Here is a 17,949-nt window from a genome sequence, read left to right as displayed (position 1 = left end):
CCGCGCAAAGAATGAGGTGTCTGTGATGGAAATGTTGGTGATCGGCCTGTTGCTGGGCCTGCTGGGCGGCGGCGCCGCGGCCTGGGCCGCGCGCGGACGGCGCGCCAGGGAGCTGGAGTCGTTGCGTCAGCAGACGGCGGCGCTGCAGGCGCAGCTGGACGCGCAGCGAGCGCAATGGGAAGAAGCGAAGAGCCGCGAGCAGGAGGCGAATCGGGCGCTGCAGGCGCAGAGCCAGCAATTGGCCGACAGCCAGACCCAGCTCGGCGCCTACATCGCCCGCGCCCAGCGCGTGCCGGAGCTGGAAAAACAGCTGCAGGAGCGCGAGCAGGCGCTGGACGCGTCGCAGCGGGAGGCGCGCGGACTGGCCTCGCAGTTGGCGGCGAGGGAAGAGCAGGGCAGGGTGCTGGAGGCTCTGGAGGCGCGCAGCCTGCAACAGGGCCAGGACATCATGCGCCTGACGGCGCGCGAGCAGGAACTGGCCACGCAACTGGACAACGAGCGCCGGCAGAGCCAGGAAAAGCTGGCGCTGTTGATGGAGGCTCGCCAGACCCTGTCCGACCAGTTCAAAGCCTTGGCCAGCGACATCCTGGAGGAAAAATCCAAGCGCTTCACCGAACAGAACCAGAACAATCTGGGCGCGCTGCTGAACCCGCTGCACGAACGCATCCAGAATTTCGGCAAGCTGGTGCAGGACACCTACGACAAGGACAGCAAGGAGCGGTTGACGCTGGAGGCCGAACTCAAGCGCCTGCAGGAGCTGAATACCCGTTTGGGCGACGACGCCGTCGCGCTGACCAACGCCTTGACCGGCGCCAGCAGCAAGGCGCAGGGCACCTGGGGCGAAATGGTGCTGGAGAAGGTGCTGGAGACTTCCGGCCTGACCAAGGACCGCGAGTACCGGGTGCAGGTGTCGGACATCCTGGAAACCGACGACGGCGGCAAGCGCTACCAGCCCGACGTGGTGATAGACCTGCCGGAAGGCAAGCAGCTGGTGGTCGATTCCAAAGTGTCGCTGAACGCTTACGTCCGCTACACCGCGGCCGATGGCGAGGAGGCGCGCGAGGCCGAGCTGAAGGGCCACATCGCCGCCATCCGCGCGCACATCCGCACGCTGTCGGACAAGCGTTACCAGGACCTGTACAAGCTGAACACGCTGGACTTCGTGTTCATGTTCATCCCGGTGGAGCCAGCCTATCTGCTGGCGGTGCAGCACGATATGAGCTTGTTCAACGAGGCCTTCGAGCGCCGCATCATGATCGTCGGCCCCAGCACGCTGCTGGCCACGCTGCGCACCGTCGCCAGCATCTGGCGCTACGAGTACCAGAACCAGAACGCGCAGGAGATCGCGCGCCAAGGCGGGGCGATGTACGACAAATTCGTCGGCTTCGTCGCCAATATGGAAAAGCTGGGCAAGCAGCTGGACACCAGCCGCGACACCTTCTCCGACGCGATGAAGCAGCTGTCCAGCGGGCGCGGCAATCTGATGACCAGCGCCGAGAAGCTGCGCAAGCTGGGCATACGGAACAACAAGCAGCTGCCGTCGCAGCTGCGGCTGGAAAGCGACGAGGGCGAAGACGCCGACGAGGCGCCTGGCGAAGAGTAGGCGCAGGCCGAGTGGCGGCATCGAAAATACATTATCATGCCGCGTTCCTGTTTTTCATATTGAAGGCAGTCATGGGCAAAATCCGGGTGGGTCTGATTTTCGGCGGACAGTCGTCCGAGCACGAGGTTTCCTTGCAATCTGCCAGGAATATCCTGCAAGCGATAGACGGCGAGCGTTTCGAAGTTTCGCTGATCGGTGTGGACAAGCAAGGCCGCTGGCATGCCAGCCAGGCGTCCAATTTTCTGCTGAACGCCGACGATCCCGGCCGCATCGCCTTGCGCGAGTCCGGAGAAAACCTGGCCCTGGTGCCGGGCGAATGTTCGGGCCAGCTGCAGACGGCGGCGAATGCGCATCCGCTGGCGCAGATCGACGTGGCCTTCCCCATCGTCCACGGCACGCTGGGCGAGGACGGCTCGCTGCAAGGCCTGCTGCGAATGGCCAACATCCCCTTCGTCGGCGCGGGCGTGCTGGGTTCGGCGGTTTGCATGGACAAGGACGTGGCCAAGCGCCTGTTGCGCGATGCGGGCCTCAAAGTCGCTCCTTTCGTCAGCCTGACTCGATCCAAGGCCGCCGGCGCCGATCTCTCCGCCATCGTCGAGCAGCTGGGATTGCCGCTGTTCGTCAAGCCGGCCAATCAGGGCTCATCCGTAGGGGTGAGCAAAGTGAAGCGGGAGGCGGATTTGCGCGCGGCTCTGGACGAAGCTTTCCGTTACGATCACAAGGTCCTGGTGGAGCAGGCGGTGATAGGCCGCGAAATCGAATGCGCGGTGCTGGGCAACGAGCGCCCGCGGGCCAGCGGCTGCGGCGAGATCGTGTTGAGCGATGAGTTCTACGCCTACGACACCAAGTATCTGAATGAGGACGGCGCCCGCGTCGCAGTGCCGGCCGACATCCCGGACGAGGCCTGCCAGCGCATCCGCGGCATCGCCATTGAGGCTTTCCAGGCGCTGGAGTGCAGCGGCATGGCGCGCGTGGATGTGTTCCTGACGCCGGATGGCGAGGTGGTGATCAATGAACTGAACACGCTGCCGGGTTTCACCAATATCAGCATGTACCCCAAGCTGTGGCAGGCGGCTGGGATGTCGTATCGGGAATTGATCACCGCGCTGATAGAGTTGGCGCTGGAGAAAGGCCGGATGGATGAAGCGTTGAGCCGCAGTTGCCAGTACTAGCCGCGCCCTTTGCGCGCTGGTGCGGTCTGCGTCGGCGCGCCTTGCCTCAGCCGTCAAACTGAATTTCGTTAGCCACTCTCAACGCCTGACAGGCCCGCCTTTTCCGCCTCGCCCTCCAGCCAGCGGCAAAAAGTCGCCACTGTCGCGTCTTCGGCCGACATGCGCGGCACCACCCAGCAATAATCCCGCACGGTCACCACCGGACCCGGCAAAGGGGAGACCAGTTTCCCGGCAGCTATCAGTTCGTGCGCCATGGGCAGCGGGCCCAACACCACGCCTAATCCATCCACCGCGGCCTGCAGCGCCAGGGAGAACTTGTCGAAATGCAGGCTGCAGGCGGGCTTGAGCTCGGGCGCGCCTGCCAGCGTCAGCCAGCGCGGCCAGGCCGTGGGGCGGGTGTCCGCATGCAGCAAGGTGTGCTGGGTCAAATCTGCGGCCTGGGCCAGCGGCTGGCGGCTGAGCAGCGCCGGGCTGCACAGCGGCAGCTCCCACTCCTTCAGGAAAGGCTTGGCGATATGGCCGGGCCAGTCGCCGGGGCCGCGGCGGATCGCTACGTCGAATGGCGCGTCCAGCCGCGAAAGGTCGCGGTCGGAGGTCACCAGGTGCAGCTCCAGCTCCGGCAGCTGGGAGCGGAAGCCTGCCAGCCGCGGCAAGAGCCAGAATGCCGCGAAGGTGGGCGTCGAGTTGATGGTCAGCCTGCGCTGGCGATTGGGTTGCAGCAGCTGTGACGTGGCGTTGGCGATCAAATCCAGCCCGTCCTGGACCTGAACCAGATAGCGCCAGCCGGCATCGGTCAGCCTGACGCGCCCGCCGCTGCGCTCGAACAGCTGCACGCCCAGCCAGTCTTCCAGCTGCTTAATCTGTTTGCTCACAGCGCCATGGGTGACGAAGAGTTCGCCGGCGGCGGCGGAAAAGCTTTCCAGCCTTGCCGCGGCCTCGAAAATGCGAAGAGAATTGAGAGGGGGGTAAGCGCTCATGCTGTGATTTTAACTCACAATCCGTGTTGCGATTACTCGTTTGTATGCAAGCGCCGAAAAGCGTAATCTTCAGTCACTACAAAGTGCATATCCCGCAGCGAGAGTGCGGGATGGTGCGAAATCAGCAAGTGGAAGCCGCCGGCCCGCGCCGGCAGCCTGCGAAACCAAAGCCAAGAAGGTCCCGAGTCATGCTAGAAGCTTACCGTCAGCACGTTGCCGAGCGCGCCGCGCTGGGCATTCCGCCCCTGCCGCTGTCCGCCAAGCAGGTTGAAGAACTGGTCGAACTGCTGAAGAATCCGCCCAAGGGCGAGGAAGCCACGCTGGTCGAACTGATCACCCACCGCGTGCCGCCGGGCGTGGACGACGCCGCCAAGGTGAAGGCCTCCTTCCTGGCCGCCGTGGCCGAGGGCAGCGCCAAGTCGCCGCTGGTTTCGCGCGAGCTGGCCACCGAATTGCTCGGCACCATGCTGGGCGGCTACAACATCAAGCCGCTGATCGACTTGCTGGACGACCCCGCCGTCGCCAAGATCGCCGCCGCCGGCCTGAAGAAAACCCTGCTGATGTTCGATTCCTTCCACGACGTGAAGGAAAAGATGGACAAGGGCAACGCCGTCGCCAAGGAAGTGATCGAATCCTGGGCCAATGCCGAGTGGTTCACCAGCCGCCCTGAAGTGGCCGAGAAAATCACCGTCACCGTGTTCAAGGTGCCTGGCGAAACCAATACCGACGACCTGTCGCCGGCCCCGGACGCCTGGAGCCGCCCGGACATCCCGCTGCACTACCTGGCCATGCTGAAGAACACCCGCGCCGACGCGGCCTTCAAGCCGGAAGAGGACGGCAAGCGCGGCCCGATGCAGTTCATCGACGATCTGAAGAAGAAGGGCCATCTGGTCGCCTACGTCGGCGATGTGGTCGGCACCGGCTCCTCGCGCAAGTCCGCCACCAACTCGGTGGTGTGGGCCACCGGCCAGGACATCCCCTTCGTGCCGAACAAGCGCTTTGGCGGCGTGACGCTGGGCGGCAAGATCGCCCCCATCTTCTTCAACACCCAGGAAGATTCCGGCTCGCTGCCGATCGAAGTGGACGTGTCCAAGCTGGAAATGGGCGACGTGATCGACGTCTACCCGTACGCCGGCAAGATCGAGAAGAACGGCGCCGTGGTGGCCGAGTTCAAGCTGAAGTCCGAAGTGATCCTGGATGAAGTGCGCGCCGGCGGCCGCATCAACCTGATCATCGGCCGCGGCCTGACCGCCAAGGCGCGCGAAGCGCTGGGCCTGCCGGCTTCCACCGCATTCCGCCTGCCCAAGTCCCCGGTCGATTCCGGCAAGGGCTTCTCGCTGGCGCAAAAGATGGTCGGCCGCGCCTGTGGCCTGCCGGAAGGCAAGGGCGTGCGTCCGGGCACCTACTGCGAACCGAAGATGACCACCGTCGGCTCGCAGGACACTACCGGCCCGATGACCCGCGACGAGCTGAAAGACCTGGCCTGCCTGGGCTTCTCCGCCGACCTGGTGATGCAATCGTTCTGCCACACCGCCGCCTATCCGAAGCCGGTGGATGTGAAGATGCACAAGGAACTGCCGGCCTTCATCTCCACCCGCGGCGGGGTGTCGCTGCGTCCGGGCGACGGCGTGATCCACAGCTGGCTGAACCGCCTGCTGCTGCCGGATACCGTCGGCACCGGCGGCGACAGCCACACCCGTTTCCCGATCGGCATTTCCTTCCCGGCCGGCTCCGGCTTGGTGGCCTTCGCCGCCGCCACCGGCGTGATGCCGCTGGACATGCCGGAGTCGGTGCTGGTGCGCTTCAAGGGCAAGCTGCAGCCGGGCGTCACCCTGCGCGACCTGGTCAACGCCATCCCCTTGTACGCGATCAAGCAAGGCCTGCTGACCGTGGCCAAGGCCGGCAAGAAGAACATCTTCTCCGGCCGCATCCTGGAAATCGAAGGCCTGCCGGATCTGAAGGTCGAGCAAGCGTTCGAGCTGACCGACGCCTCGGCCGAGCGTTCCGCCGCCGGCTGCACCGTGCACCTGAACAAGGAGCCGATCGTCGAATACATGCGCTCCAACATCACGCTGATGAAGGCGATGATCGCCGACGGTTACCAGGACGCGCGCACGCTGGAACGCCGCATCAAGTCGATGGAAGACTGGATCGCCAACGGCCAGCTGCTGAAGGGCGATGCCGACGCCGAATACGCGGCGGTGATCGAGATCGACATGAACGAGATCAAGGAGCCCATCGTCGCCTGCCCGAACGACCCGGACGATGTGAAGCTGATGTCCGAAGTGTCCGGCACCAAGATCGACGAAGTGTTCATCGGCTCGTGCATGACCAATATCGGCCACTTCCGCGCCGCGTCCAAGCTGCTGGAAGGCAAGGCGGATATCCCGGTGCGCCTGTGGGTGGCCCCGCCGACCAAGATGGACGCCAAGCAGCTGACCGAGGAAGGCCACTACGGCGTGCTGGGCCGCGCCGGCGCCCGCCTGGAAATGCCGGGCTGCTCGCTGTGCATGGGCAACCAGGCGCAGGTGCGCGAGGGCGCGACCGTGATGTCCACCTCCACCCGCAACTTCCCCAACCGCCTGGGCAAGAACTCCAATGTGTTCCTGGGTTCCGCCGAGCTGGCCGCGATCTGCTCCAAGCTGGGCAAGATCCCGACCGTGGAGGAGTACCAGTCCAACATCGGCATCATCAACGAGAAAGGCGCCGAAGTTTACAAGTACCTGAACTTCGATCAAATCGCTGAATATCAGGAGCTGGCCGCCAGCAAGGCCTGATAGCCGAACCGATTACCTTGGTGATGGCGCCGTTCGCCCGCATGGGCGGGCGGCGTTTTTTTTGCGGGAACTGGCGAGGCGTTTTTCGGCCCAATCCGGGTGACGCATCAACAGGACGCGAAATGGAAGTGTCGACCGCCCCCTACCAGGAACTGCCGCAGGCCTTGCGGCGGGAAATCAATGTCATGCTGCACCTGGCCTATCAATGCGAGGGAGAGGCCGACCTGGACGAAACGCTGCACCGCGCCGAGCTTGACGCCCAGTCCTTCTGTCTGCTCGACGGCGACGGCAGAGTTGCCGCCTATGCGGCGGTGCTGGGAAAGTCCATCGCGCAGCAGGGGCAGGCTTACGCGCTTGGCAGCCTCAGCTGCGTCGCCACCCATCCGGCCATGCGCGGGCGCGGACTGGGCGCGCGCGCGGTCAAGGCCGCGTCGGACTGGCTAAGGGACTGCGGCCGTTACGATATCGCCGCCTTTTCCTGCGATGCCGGCTTGCTGCCATTTTACCGGGCGGCAGCGGGGTGGGAGGCGGCCGACGTCGTGCTGCTTGCCAATGGAGATGAAAATGCCTTGCGCAGCGACATGCTGGGCAAGGCGGTGGTGCTGGAGCTGCTGTCCGGGCGGGCTCAGGCGGCCGCGGCTTCGTTTCAGGGCGCCGAGATCAATCTCGATCTGCCGCCGGGAGAGTTCATCTGAGAATCAGCGCGGTGCCTTGCGTCGGGACGCCTTGGCTGGCGGCTGCATGCCCAGTTCCAGCTCGAACAGGCTGCCGGTGCGCCCGGTCTGCGACTGGCAGGCTATCATCAGCGCGCGGTTGATCGCTTCCTTCTTGCTGACGCCCCACCACTCTATCATCTTGTCCAAAGACTTTTGCGCGTCGCGGCTCAGTTCCACCGTCACCGACATTTCCTGCAAGCGGTTGCGGCGCAACTCGCGGCTGCGGCGCTTGCGCTCGGCCACCGTCATCGCCCGTTCGCCCAGCGGCTTGCGGCCCGGTTTTTTGGCCACCCCGCCTATCAGGTCGAAGGTGTAGTGATCGCAAGGGTCTTTCATTGATGGGTGACGGGTCACGGCAAGTGAACGAGGGGGCGCAAGAATACCATAAACACGGCGTTTGCGCAGGATCGCAGGCCCGTTGCGCCGATAAAAAAGGCCCCGCGAGCGGGGCCTTGCCTCGAACTGGGTCCTGCGGGCTCAGTTCACCGGGCAGCTGTTGGCCGCGCGGTAGTCCACCACCTTGATCTTGCCGGCGATGATGTCCTTGCGCGCGGCGACGATCTTCTTCTCCATTTCCGGCGTGATCAGCGCGCGGTTGTACTGGTCCAGCGCCCAGTCCACGCCGTTTTCCTTCAGGCCCATCAGCTTGACGCTGGGCTTCCACTTGCCGTCCTTGGCGTCGCGCATGGTTTCGTACACGGCGTTGTCCACGCGCTTGACCATGGAGGTCAGCACGGTGCCCGGCTGCATGTAGTTCTGGTTGCTGTCCACGCCGATGTAGTACTTGCCGGAGGCCTTGGCGGCCTGGATCACGCCCACGTTCGACAGCGCGGCCGCGGCGAAGATCACGTCGGCGCCGCGGTCGTACTGGCTCTTGGCCAGCTCGTTGCCGCGCGACGGGTCGTTGAAGGCGGTGTGGGTGGTGCCCAGCATGTTCTGCAGCACCACGGCCTTCGGGTTCACGTAGCGGGCGCCTTGCGCGTAGCCGCAGCCGAAGGCGCGGATCAGCGGCACGTCCATGCCGCCCAGGTAGCCCACCTTGCCGGTCTTGGACTTCAGCGCGGCGGCCATGCCCACCAGGAAGGAGCCTTCCTGTTCCTTGAAGGCGATGCTCTGCACATTGGCGCCCTTGGCCACCGAGTCCACCAGCGTGAACTTGGTGTTCGGGAATTCCTTGGCCACGGTCTCGATCGATTGGGTGTAGGCAAAGCCCACCGCCACTACCAGGTCGGCGCCTTTGCGCGCCATATTGCGCAGCACTTGTTCCTTCTGCGCATCGTTGCTGGGCTGACCTTCGCGGTAATTGATCTTGAACTCTTTCTTGAAGCGTTCGGCGCCGGTATAGGCCGCTTCGTTGAAGCTCTTGTCGAACTTGCCGGCCTGGTCGTACACCACGGCCACGTTGAAGTCCTTGGCCAGCGCGGGGCCGGCGAGCAGGGCGGCGGCTACGGCGCATCCTGCGGTCTTGATCGCAAACGTCATTTTCATCAGCTTTTCTAGTAGTAGTTTTCGAGATGGCTTGCCCGCGAGTCTTCCGCGGGCGCTTCAACGAGGGGACATGCCGTGCCGGGAAGAGTGAGGCCTCGCGCGGCAGGATGCGACGAGGCGGGCGCCGAGCCGTCGTGTCCGACGGCGCGTGCAACCCGCCCATTGAAGCGGCGAGATTCTACCCAGCGCCACCCCTCGTGTAAACCAATATAGACGAAATGCGTGCGAAAACCGCCGCATCAGCCAGACGGCATTCGGCATGCGGCGGCGGAAATGCGCGCCGCATGCCGGGCATCAATCTTCGCTGATGCTTTCGTGGGCGCCTGCGTCGCCGCGCTTCCAGTAACCGGCCACCCGCATTCTTTCCTTTGGCAGGCCTCTCTGCTTGAGCTGCTGATGGATGGCGCGCATTTCTCCGCTTTCGCCCGCCGCCCAGACAAAGCCCTCGCCGGCAGGGAAGTCGTGCAGGGAGAGCGCTCGCTCAAGGTTGGCGTCACGGTCGCGATACAGCCAGATGACTTCGATGCCGGCCGGGGCGCTCAGCGCTTGCCGGCAGTAAGACGAGTCTGCCAGGATCAATGCCAGCCCTTGGGCGTTTTCCGGCAACTCCTCCAGCCGGCGGGCGATGGCCGGCAGAGCGGACTCATCCCCCAGCAGCCAGTGCCAGTCGAAACCTTGGGGAATGACGCGCGAGCCGCGCGGACCGCCAATGCCCAGCTTGTCGCCGGGCTTGGCGTCCAGCGCCCAGCTGGCGGCTACGCAGCCGGCGTGGACGACAAAATCGATGTCCAGCTCTCCTGCTGCAGGGTCGAAGCGGCGCGGCGTGTAGTCGCGCATCGTCGGCTTGGGCTGGCCGGCCGGAAAGCGGACGCCGCCATCCGCGCCCAGCGTCGGCATGACCGGTTCCGCGGCGCCGGCTTCCGGGAAGAGCAGCTTGATATGGTCATCGAATGATGGGGACGCGAAACCGGCGAGATCTTCGCCGGAAAGCGTGACCCTCAGCATCGACGGGGACAGCCGCGAGACGCGCGCCACCTGCAGCAGGCGGAAACGCAGCGGGAGCCGCAGGCGCTGGATTTCAAGTTCGGGATTCATGCATGTCCTCCGGTTTTCTCGCCGCGGCGATTTCGGCCGCGGCGCGTTGCAGGATGGCCGCGATGCGGCGCTGTTCGTCAGGCCCGGCCTGGTCTCGGAGCAGCAGCGCATGTTTCAGCGCGCGCCTGGCCTCTATCAGTTCCCGGGTCCAGCCGGCCGCGCCATCCTCGCCGATTTCCTCGCCGGCGTAGGCGCGGCGCGCCAGCTCCATCTTGCGGCCGATGTGAACCAGCTTGGCCAGGGTCAGCTCCACGTGTTCGCGGTGGATGGCCAAGCGTTCCCGCCCGGCATCGGCCAACGAGTAGCACTTCCGCTTGCCATGGCTGGCGACGGTGACCTGGCCGGCTTCTTCCAGGTGGACGAGGGCGGGATAGATCACGCCCGGGCTGGGGCTGTAATAGCCATTGGAGCGGGACGCCAGCTCCTTGATCAATTCGTAGCCGTGACAGGACTTCTCGCTGATCAGCGCCAGCAACAGCAGTTGCAGGTCGTCTGCGCCGAACTTACGCCCCCGCGCCAGCGCCTCATCTTCGCCGCCGCGGCGACGAGGCCCGCGCATTGCCCGCATCATTCGATGCAGCGGGTGTTGATAGGGATTGAATGGCATCTCAGTCTCCTCTGGTTCTGTTTATGTATCTTAAGATATATATCGTAAGATACAAAGTCAAGCGGCGAGAGGTTTGCGGCAGTAAAAAGCAAGGAACCGGGCAAGATTCCATGACAAAAATCAACAAAATACATTTGAATATTGAAATTGAATAATGGCATCGGTTATCGTAGCCAGTTGTTTACAAATTTCGTGAGCGAAAACATGGCCAGAACCCTTTCCTTGAAGCGGCGCCTGTTGCTGCAGACTGTCAGCGCCATTGCCCTGGTCTGCATTCTGGGCACCTTGCTGATGAATACCCTGCGCCAGCAGATGCTGGATGACCGGCACGATCAGGTGCGCACCCAGGTGGAAAACGCCGCCAGCCTGGTGGCGATGCACGAGCGACAGGCCGCAGCGGGCCTGGTGCCCGAGGCGGAGGCGCAGAAGATGGCGATGCGGGAGCTGGCCAGCCTGCGTTTCGACGGCGACGAGTATTTCTTCACGCTGGACCGCAATCTGAAGTGGCTTTCCCATGGCATGAATCCCAAGCTGGTCGGCAAGGACATGCACGGCGTCAAGGACGGAGCGGGCGCCAATATCGGCGCGCTGTTCGAGGATGCGATGCGCAAGGGCGGGGGCAAGGGCTTCGTCAACTACGTCTGGGACAAGCCGGGCGCCAGCGCTCCCCAACCCAAGCTCGCCTACTTCCAGACCACTCCGCGCTGGGGCTGGGTGGTCGGCACCGGGCTGTATCTGGACGACATCAACGCCACGCTGACGCGGCAGCTGCTCAGCGTGGGCGCGCAGGTGCTGCTGTTCATGGCGGTCAGCCTGTCGCTGGGCTGGTGGGTGTACCGCAGCGTGATGCGGGAACTGGGAACCGAGCCTTCGGTGGCCGCCGACATCGTGCGCGAGATCGCCGCCGGGAGGCTGGACAGGGAAATCGAGGTGGATGCCGGCCATCAGGACAGCCTGCTGGCCCATATCCGCGAGATGCAGGGCCAGCTGCGCCAGTTGGTGGGCGACATCATGCGCGATGCCGAGGAGCTGGGCCGGCTGAACGCCGACGTGGTGGACGGCGCGCGCATGGTGGCAGGCAATTCCCAGGGGCAGAGCGAGGGCGCCGCGGCGATGGCGGCCTCGGTGGAGCAACTGACGGTCAGCATCAATCATATCGCCCAGCACGCGTCGGATGCCCGGACGGTGTCGCAGGACTCCGGCCAGCTGTCCGAGGCCGGCAGCCAGGTGATCGCGCGCGCGGTGGAGGAAATGCAGGGCATCAGCGCCACCGTGGACCTGACCGAAGCGGCGATTTCGGAGCTGGCGAGCAAGACCGCCACCATTTCCAGCATCATGCAGGTGATCAAGGACATCGCCGATCAGACCAATCTGCTGGCCTTGAACGCAGCGATAGAGGCGGCGCGGGCCGGCGAGACCGGCCGAGGCTTCGCCGTGGTGGCGGACGAGGTGCGCAAGCTGTCGGAGCGCACCGCCAAGGCCACCGAGCAGACCGCGGACATGATCGCCGAGATCCAGGCCAGCTCCGACCTGTCGCGCCGCAATATGAGCGATACGGTGGCCAGGGTGAAGTCGGGGCTGGAGCTGGCGGAGCAGGGCGGCGAGCTGATTCAGCAGCTCCGCGGCAGCGCCGGCCAGGTGGTGCAGGTGGTCAACGACATTTCGCATGCGCTGCAGGAGCAGGGCACGGCCAGCCAGGACATCGCCCGCCACGTCGAGCAGATCGCCCAGGTTGCGTCCGGCAACGCGGTCGCCGCCACCCAGGCCTCGGAAAGCATACAGCGGATAGACGAGGTGACCGGCAACCTCAGGCTGTCGGTCGCGCAGTTCCAGGTATAGCGTCAGCGTCGCAGCGCGTAGCGCGCGGGGTCGGCGGGCCGCGCGCGCTGGCGGTAGAAACGGTCGAGCTCGACGCGGTAGCGCTGCACGGATTCCGGCGACAGCCAGCGATCCTGCGCCTGGCGGTAGGCGGGATCCGCCACGGCCTCGCTGAGCAACTGGTCTATCTTCATCACGGCCATCCGCCCCCAGCGGGTGCGCGGACAGGCGATGCCCACCGGGATCAGCGCCGCCCCGGCGATGGGCAGGCTGGCCAATGGATGATCGCGGTTTTGCTCTTCGCGGTATTTGAAGTTGGGCTCGTAGTCCAGCGTGTAGTCGGCGCGACCCAGCTCCAGCAGCTTGAACAGGCCATCGTTGGAGGGGAGGTTGGGGATATCCCTGACGTTGGACTCTCCCTTGCGATCGGCCAGCAGCCGGTCGATCTCCGCCGTATAGCTTCGGCCGGCGGCGGTGATGCCGCGCAACCCTGGCTTCAGGATCAATTTCTCAAGTACCACTTCGCCCGCCTCGTTCAAAGGCGCCTGCGCCGCCAGCTCCCTGCGGATCACCAATTGCAGCGGCAGCTGCATGTGAGTCAGCGTGAAAAAAGCGAATTTCTCGCGCTCGGGCGTCGGGATCAAATTCATCCGGCACAACTGGCTGCCGCGCTGCAGCTCTAGCGTGCTGCGCGCGGTGCTCATCACCATGAAGCGATGCTCGGCCTCCGGCCAACGGGCGATGATCAGTTTCAGGTAGACATCGTTCTGTCCGGTGGTGGGCTTGCCGTCGCGAATGATGAAGTTGGGCGCCCAGTCCGACAGCACCCAGGTGATTTGGTAAGGCTCGGCCGCGAGGCTTGCTCCGGCGGCAAACGCCAGCAGGGCGAAACCGGCGAGTTTTCGCCGCAAGGCGGCAGACGGAAAGACGAGCATCGGCACTCCTGGCGGCGCCCAGGCCGCTGATTTGATTCTAGACCGTCGATTTTCAGCAACCAATTCCGCGGCGGATGGTCTGTTCCTGCCTGACTGACGGATTTCGGCCGGCCGGCCTGGCCGCGACGGCGCAGACTGGGGTTTTGCGCGGTTTTTGCTTCCGCCGCCGGACTGCAGTAGCATGTGCGCCCCGCGCGCAAGGCGGGGCAATACCGCAAGAAGCAATGGCCGCAAAGGCGACAACCATAATGACTGACAATTTACGCGGCGGGCTGGCGCCATGATGGTGGCCACCCATGTCGCATTCGGGGCGTTTTGCGCGGTTTCCGCCGCGCTGATCCTGCATCTACCCGCCATGATGGCGGTGCTGCTGCTGGCCGGCGGACTGGCCGGCTCATTGCTGCCGGACATAGACCATCCCAAGAGCTGGCTGGGCCGGCGCATTCCCTTCCTGTCCCGTCCCATCTCTTATCTGTTCGGCCATCGCGGCATTACTCACAGCCTGCTGGCGGTGGTCGGCGTGTTTTATGCCAGTGCCGCCTGCCTGCATGACTGGGGTGTTAGGCTGGGGCATGCGATGCCGCTGGTGCTGGGTCTGTGCGTAGGCTATGCCTCCCATCTGGTGGGCGATTGGCTGACCCCGGCCGGCATTCCATTGCTGTGGCCGATCCGGATACGCTTCCGCGCGCCGTTGATGCTGCTGCGCCCGAAAATGGCCGAACCCATCATGACGGTGCTGCTGTGGTTCGGGGCCGGCTTCCTGATGTCCCGCGCGCTCTAGCTGTTGCATCCATGTTTCGCGGGCCGGCGCGCCGCCGTGTTCCGGCATCGAATGCCATCATTGGATGACATGGGCTTCGATTCGGTGCGGTATGCTACCCCATGGCCGCCGCGGCCTGATTCCGGCGCGGCGGCGGGCCGGGTGAGTGATGCCGGCCGAAACGGGGGCATAATGAAAAAATGGATGATTCCCGCGGCGCTGTTGCTGGCCGCCTCGCTGGCAGGCGGCTATTACCTTTACCAGCGGCAGGCGGAGGCGGCGCGCCAGGGCACGCTTTACGGCAATGTCGACATCCGCGAGGTGGTGCTGGCCTTTCGCGTCTCCGGCAGATTGTCCTCGGTCCAGGTGGACGAGGGCGACAGTGTGCAGCCGGGGCAGATTCTCGCCAGGCTCGACGTCGAGCCATTGAAGAACAACCTGAACGCCGCGCTGGCCAACGAGGCGGCCAGCGCGGCGCGCAATGCGCTGATGCGCAAGGGCAACCGTAGCGAGGACATCGCCCAGGCGCGCTCCCGGCTGTATGCGGCCCAGGCCGCAGTCGTCCAGGCCGACAGCGAATACAAGCGCCAGCGCGACCTGGTGCCGGCCGGCGGCAGCAGCCGGCAGTCGTTGGAGGCCGCCCGCTCGCAACGCGACCAGTCCGTGGCCCAGCGCGATGCCGCCATCCAGCAGCTGAAGGCGCTCGCCGCCGGCTTCCGTCCCGAGGAAATCGCCGAGTCCGACGCCCAGCTGAAGCAGGCGCGGGCCAATGTCGCCGCCGCGCGCCTGGCGCTCAAGGACGCCAGCCTGCAGTCCCCCAGCGCCGGCATCATCCTCGCCCGCGCGGTGGAGGCTGGCAGCATGGTCCAGGCCGGCACGCCGGCATTCACGCTGTCGCTGCGCCAGCCGGTATGGGTGCGCGCCTACGTCGGAGAAAGCCAGCTCGGCAAGTTCGCAACCGGGACGGAGGTGCAGGTCTCCAGCGACAGCCACCCCGAGAAAATCTATCGCGGCGTGGTGGGCTTCGTCTCGCCCACCGCGGAGTTCACGCCCAAGTCCGTCGAAACCGCCGATCTGCGCACCGCGCTGGTCTACCGGATACGCGTGGTGGTCGGCGACGCCGACGCCGGGCTCGGCCAGGGCATGCCGGTGACGGTAAGGCTGGCGCAGTGAATGCCTCCATCCACGCCGCAGGCCTGGGCAAACGCTTTTCCGGCGCGGCCGCGGACGCAGTGTCCGGCGTGGAGTTGGCCATCCCTCCCGGCTGCGTCGCCGGCCTGGTCGGCCCGGATGGGGCGGGCAAGACCACGCTGCTGCGCATGCTGGCCGGCTTGCTGACGCCCAGCGGCGGCAAGGCGCGCGTCGCCGGGCTGGACCCGGTGGCGGAGGGTGACGCGTTGCGGCGGAGCATAGGCTACATGCCGCAGAAATTCGGCTTGTACGAAGACCTGACTGTGCAGGAGAACCTGAACCTGTACGCCGATTTGCGCGAGGTGGCCGCCGGCGACCGCGAGCGGGATTTCGCCCGCCTGCTGGCCTTGACCGACCTGGCCGCGTTCACCGCCCGCCCGGCGGGCAAGCTGTCGGGCGGCATGAAGCAGAAGCTGGGCCTGGCCTGTTCGCTGCTGGGCCGGCCGCGCGTGCTGCTGCTGGACGAGCCGGGCGTCGGCGTCGACCCCATCTCGCGGCGCGAGTTGTGGAAGCTGATACGCGCGCTGTCGGCCGACGGCATCACCGTGCTGCTCAGCACCGCCTATCTGGACGAGGCGGAGTCCTGCGACGTGGTGTACCTGATGGCCGCCGGGCGGATCCGCGCCGGCGGCTCGCCTGCCGATCTGACCGCGCCGCTGGCCGGCCGCTGCCTGCGGCTCACCGGCATAGCCGGCAACCGCCGCCGCTTGCTGCAGCGTCTGCTGCGCCAGCCGGCGTTGATGGATGGCACGATACAGGGCCACAGCCTGCGTTTGCTGTTGCGAGATGCCGAACATCGGCCGGATCTCGCCGCGGCTGAGGCCGGCCCGGACACCAGATTGCAGGTTGCCAGACCCAGGCTGGAAGACGCGTTCATCAGTCTGCTGGGAGGCGGGCCCGGGGGGGATTCGGCATTGGCCGCAGTGATGCCCGACGCGCCGAGTCGGGCGGACGAGGCGGTGATCGAGGCCCGGCGGCTGGGCAAGCGCTTCGGAGACTTCCGCGCCGCCGACGACATCAGCTTTTCCGTGCGCCGCGGCGAAGTGTTCGGCCTGCTGGGGCCAAACGGCGCCGGGAAGTCCACCACGTTCAAGATGGAGTGCGGGCTGCTCAAGCCCAGCGAAGGCCAGGCGCTGGTCATGGGCCTGGACTTGAAGGCCAGCCCCAGCGCCGCCCGGCAGCAGTTGGGCTATATGGCGCAGAAGTTTTCGCTGTACGCGCAGCTGACGGTGCGCCGCAATCTGATGTTCTTCTCCGGCGTCTACGGCCTGGCCGGCGCGACGCAGCGCGCCAAGGTGGCGCAGATGGAACGGGTGTTCGGCCTGTCGCCTTATATGGACAGCCCCGCCGGCGAGTTGCCATTGGGCTTCAAGCAGCGGCTAGCGCTGGCCTGCGCGGTGATGCACGAGCCGCCGCTGCTGTTCCTCGACGAGCCCACCTCCGGCGTCGATCCGGTCACCCGGCGCGAATTCTGGACCCATATCAACGGGTTGGCGGAAAAAGGCGTGACCGTGCTGGTGACCACCCACTTCATGGATGAGGCCGAGTATTGCGATCGCATCGCGCTGGTCTATCGCGGCCGTCTGTTGGCGCTGGACACGCCGGACGCGCTCAAAAGCCGTGTGCAAAGCCCCGGCTTGCCCGATCCGACCATGGAGGACGCCTTCATCCTGCTGGTGGGGGAGGCCGACGCATGAACCTCCGCCGCCTGGCCGCGCTGTGCTGCAAGGAAAGCTATCAGATCGTCCGCGATCCCAGCAGCATTCTGATCGCTTTCATCTTGCCGGTGGCGCTGCTGTTCATCCTGGGCTATGCGGTGAATCTGGACTCCGCCCACATCCGGCTGGGATTGCTGGACCTGGACGGCGGCGGCGCGGCGCAACGGCTGGCGGCGACGCTGTACGCCACGCCGGCGCTGGATGTGCGGCCGCTGCACTCCCGCCCGGAGCTGGAGGAAAAACTGGCCCATGGCAAAATACGCGGCGCGCTGGTGATTCAAAATGGTTTTTCCCGCGATTGGGCCAACCGCCGGGGCGCGGTGCAGTTGCTGACCGACGGCGCCGAACCGAATACCGCCAACTTCGTCGCCGCCTATGCCCAGGGCGCCTGGCTGCGCTGGCAGCAGGCCGAGGGCGACGAGCGTGCCCAGTCCGCCGCGCCAGCCATCGACATCCGCCAGCGCTTCTGGTTCAACCCCAGCGCGGAGAGCCCCAATTTCCTGGTGCCGGGCACCATCGCCATCGTGATGACCATCGTCGGCGCGCTGCTGTCCTCGCTGGTGGTGGCGCGCGAGTGGGAGCGCGGCACCATGGAGGCGCTGCTGGCCACGCCGGTGAGCCGCGCCGAATTGCTGCTGTCCAAAATCCTGCCGTATTACGTGCTGGGGATCGCGGCCATGCTGTTGTGCCTGCTCGTCGCCGTGTTCGTGATGCGGGTGCCGTTCCGCGGCCCGCTATGGCTGCTGTGGCTGATGTCCTCGCTGTTCCTGGCCAATGCGCTGGGCATGGGGCTGTTTCTGTCCACGGTGATGCGTACCCAGTTCGACGCCGCCCAGGCGGCGCTCACCGCCGGCTATCTTCCGGCGCTGATGTTGTCGGGTTTCGTGTTCGAGATATCCAGCATGCCGGCGCCGCTGCAATGGCTGACGCGCATCCTGCCGGCGAGGTATTTCGCCAGCACGCTGCAAACGCTGTTCCAGGCCGGCGTGATTCCATCGCTGTTGTGGTTCAACGCCGCCAGCCTGATCCTGCTGGGCGCGTTCTGGCTGGGGCAGACCGTGCGCAAGACGCGGCGCACGCTGGATTGAAGCG

General features: G+C 65.5%; 15 protein-coding genes. 9 read left to right on the top strand and 6 right to left on the bottom strand.

Going from position 1 to position 17,949, the window contains the following annotated elements; all coding sequences use genetic code 11:
- Positions 1 to 25: 25 nt before the first annotated feature.
- Positions 26 to 1,603: a DNA recombination protein RmuC gene (gene rmuC / locus CV_RS12090; protein ID WP_043596186.1), complete on the top strand. Its 1,578-nt coding sequence runs from the start codon at positions 26 to 28 to the stop codon at positions 1,601 to 1,603.
- A 71-nt stretch (positions 1,604 to 1,674) separates the two neighbouring features.
- The gene (gene ddlA / locus CV_RS12085) at positions 1,675 to 2,775 is read left to right on the top strand and encodes a D-alanine--D-alanine ligase (protein ID WP_011136019.1); all 1,101 of its coding nucleotides are present in this window, start codon (positions 1,675 to 1,677) and stop codon (positions 2,773 to 2,775) included.
- A gap of 68 nt (positions 2,776 to 2,843) precedes the next feature.
- Here ddlA and gcvA read toward each other — a convergent pair whose 3' ends face one another.
- Positions 2,844 to 3,752 carry a transcriptional regulator GcvA gene (gcvA, locus tag CV_RS12080; protein ID WP_011136018.1) on the bottom strand — a complete coding sequence of 303 codons (909 nt, stop codon included), beginning with the start codon at positions 3,750 to 3,752 and terminating at the stop codon, positions 2,844 to 2,846.
- 188 nt (positions 3,753 to 3,940) lie between these two features.
- Here gcvA and acnB point away from each other — a divergent pair, with 188 nt between their 5' ends.
- Both acnB and CV_RS12070 read left to right on the top strand, forming a co-directional pair.
- Positions 3,941 to 6,529 (top strand): bifunctional aconitate hydratase 2/2-methylisocitrate dehydratase, encoded by a 2,589-nt coding sequence (acnB, locus tag CV_RS12075; RefSeq protein ID WP_011136017.1) that lies wholly within the window; start codon positions 3,941 to 3,943, stop codon positions 6,527 to 6,529.
- Between the two features lie 122 nt (positions 6,530 to 6,651).
- The gene (locus CV_RS12070) at positions 6,652 to 7,224 is read left to right on the top strand and encodes a GNAT family N-acetyltransferase (protein WP_011136016.1); all 573 of its coding nucleotides are present in this window, start codon (positions 6,652 to 6,654) and stop codon (positions 7,222 to 7,224) included.
- A 3-nt stretch (positions 7,225 to 7,227) separates the two neighbouring features.
- On the opposite strand, the gene CV_RS12065 is transcribed toward CV_RS12070, so the two are convergent.
- From CV_RS12065 to CV_RS12050, 4 genes are all read right to left on the bottom strand, one after another.
- On the bottom strand, positions 7,228 to 7,581 hold the full coding sequence (locus CV_RS12065; protein ID WP_043596184.1) for a hypothetical protein: 354 nt from the start codon (positions 7,579 to 7,581) through the stop codon (positions 7,228 to 7,230).
- 141 nt (positions 7,582 to 7,722) lie between these two features.
- Positions 7,723 to 8,733, bottom strand: coding sequence for a BMP family lipoprotein (locus CV_RS12060; protein WP_011136014.1), 1,011 nt, complete (start codon positions 8,731 to 8,733; stop codon positions 7,723 to 7,725).
- Positions 8,734 to 9,027: 294 nt separating this feature from the next.
- Entirely contained in the window at positions 9,028 to 9,828 is an 801-nt protein-coding gene (locus CV_RS12055) for a siderophore-interacting protein (protein ID WP_011136013.1), read from the bottom strand.
- Positions 9,812 to 10,435, bottom strand: a complete 624-nt coding sequence (locus tag CV_RS12050) for a PadR family transcriptional regulator (RefSeq protein WP_011136012.1) — start codon at positions 10,433 to 10,435, stop codon at positions 9,812 to 9,814. The genes CV_RS12055 and CV_RS12050 overlap by 17 nt, the downstream gene beginning before the upstream one ends.
- Before the next feature lie 204 nt (positions 10,436 to 10,639).
- On the opposite strand from CV_RS12050, the gene CV_RS12045 reads away from it, so the two are divergent.
- The gene (locus CV_RS12045) at positions 10,640 to 12,274 is read left to right on the top strand and encodes a methyl-accepting chemotaxis protein (protein WP_011136010.1); all 1,635 of its coding nucleotides are present in this window, start codon (positions 10,640 to 10,642) and stop codon (positions 12,272 to 12,274) included.
- Positions 12,275 to 12,276: 2 nt separating this feature from the next.
- Here the strand turns inward: CV_RS12045 and CV_RS12040 are convergent, their stop codons facing one another.
- Positions 12,277 to 13,188, bottom strand: coding sequence for a TIGR02285 family protein (locus CV_RS12040; RefSeq protein ID WP_011136009.1), 912 nt, complete (start codon positions 13,186 to 13,188; stop codon positions 12,277 to 12,279).
- A 280-nt stretch (positions 13,189 to 13,468) separates the two neighbouring features.
- On the opposite strand from CV_RS12040, the gene CV_RS12035 reads away from it, so the two are divergent.
- The 4 genes from CV_RS12035 (at position 13,469) to CV_RS12020 (ending at position 17,945) form a co-directional block, all read left to right on the top strand.
- Positions 13,469 to 13,969 carry a metal-dependent hydrolase gene (locus CV_RS12035; RefSeq protein ID WP_011136008.1) on the top strand — a complete coding sequence of 167 codons (501 nt, stop codon included), beginning with the start codon at positions 13,469 to 13,471 and terminating at the stop codon, positions 13,967 to 13,969.
- A gap of 171 nt (positions 13,970 to 14,140) precedes the next feature.
- Complete coding sequence (gene hlyD / locus CV_RS12030; RefSeq protein ID WP_011136007.1) at positions 14,141 to 15,121, top strand: secretion protein HlyD; 981 nt, start codon at positions 14,141 to 14,143, stop codon at positions 15,119 to 15,121.
- Positions 15,118 to 16,836, top strand: coding sequence for an ATP-binding cassette domain-containing protein (locus CV_RS12025; protein ID WP_043596182.1), 1,719 nt, complete (start codon positions 15,118 to 15,120; stop codon positions 16,834 to 16,836). Before hlyD ends, CV_RS12025 begins: the two co-directional genes overlap by 4 nt.
- Positions 16,833 to 17,945, top strand: a complete 1,113-nt coding sequence (locus CV_RS12020; RefSeq protein ID WP_011136005.1) for an ABC transporter permease — start codon at positions 16,833 to 16,835, stop codon at positions 17,943 to 17,945. Before CV_RS12025 ends, CV_RS12020 begins: the two co-directional genes overlap by 4 nt.
- The last annotated feature ends 4 nt before the right edge of the window (positions 17,946 to 17,949 follow it).

It is taken from the genome of Chromobacterium violaceum ATCC 12472, assembly GCF_000007705.1.
Classification (GTDB): domain Bacteria; phylum Pseudomonadota; class Gammaproteobacteria; order Burkholderiales; family Chromobacteriaceae; genus Chromobacterium; species Chromobacterium violaceum.
Note: the sequence above shows the minus strand (reverse complement) of the source record. Positions and strands in the feature narration are given on the sequence as shown.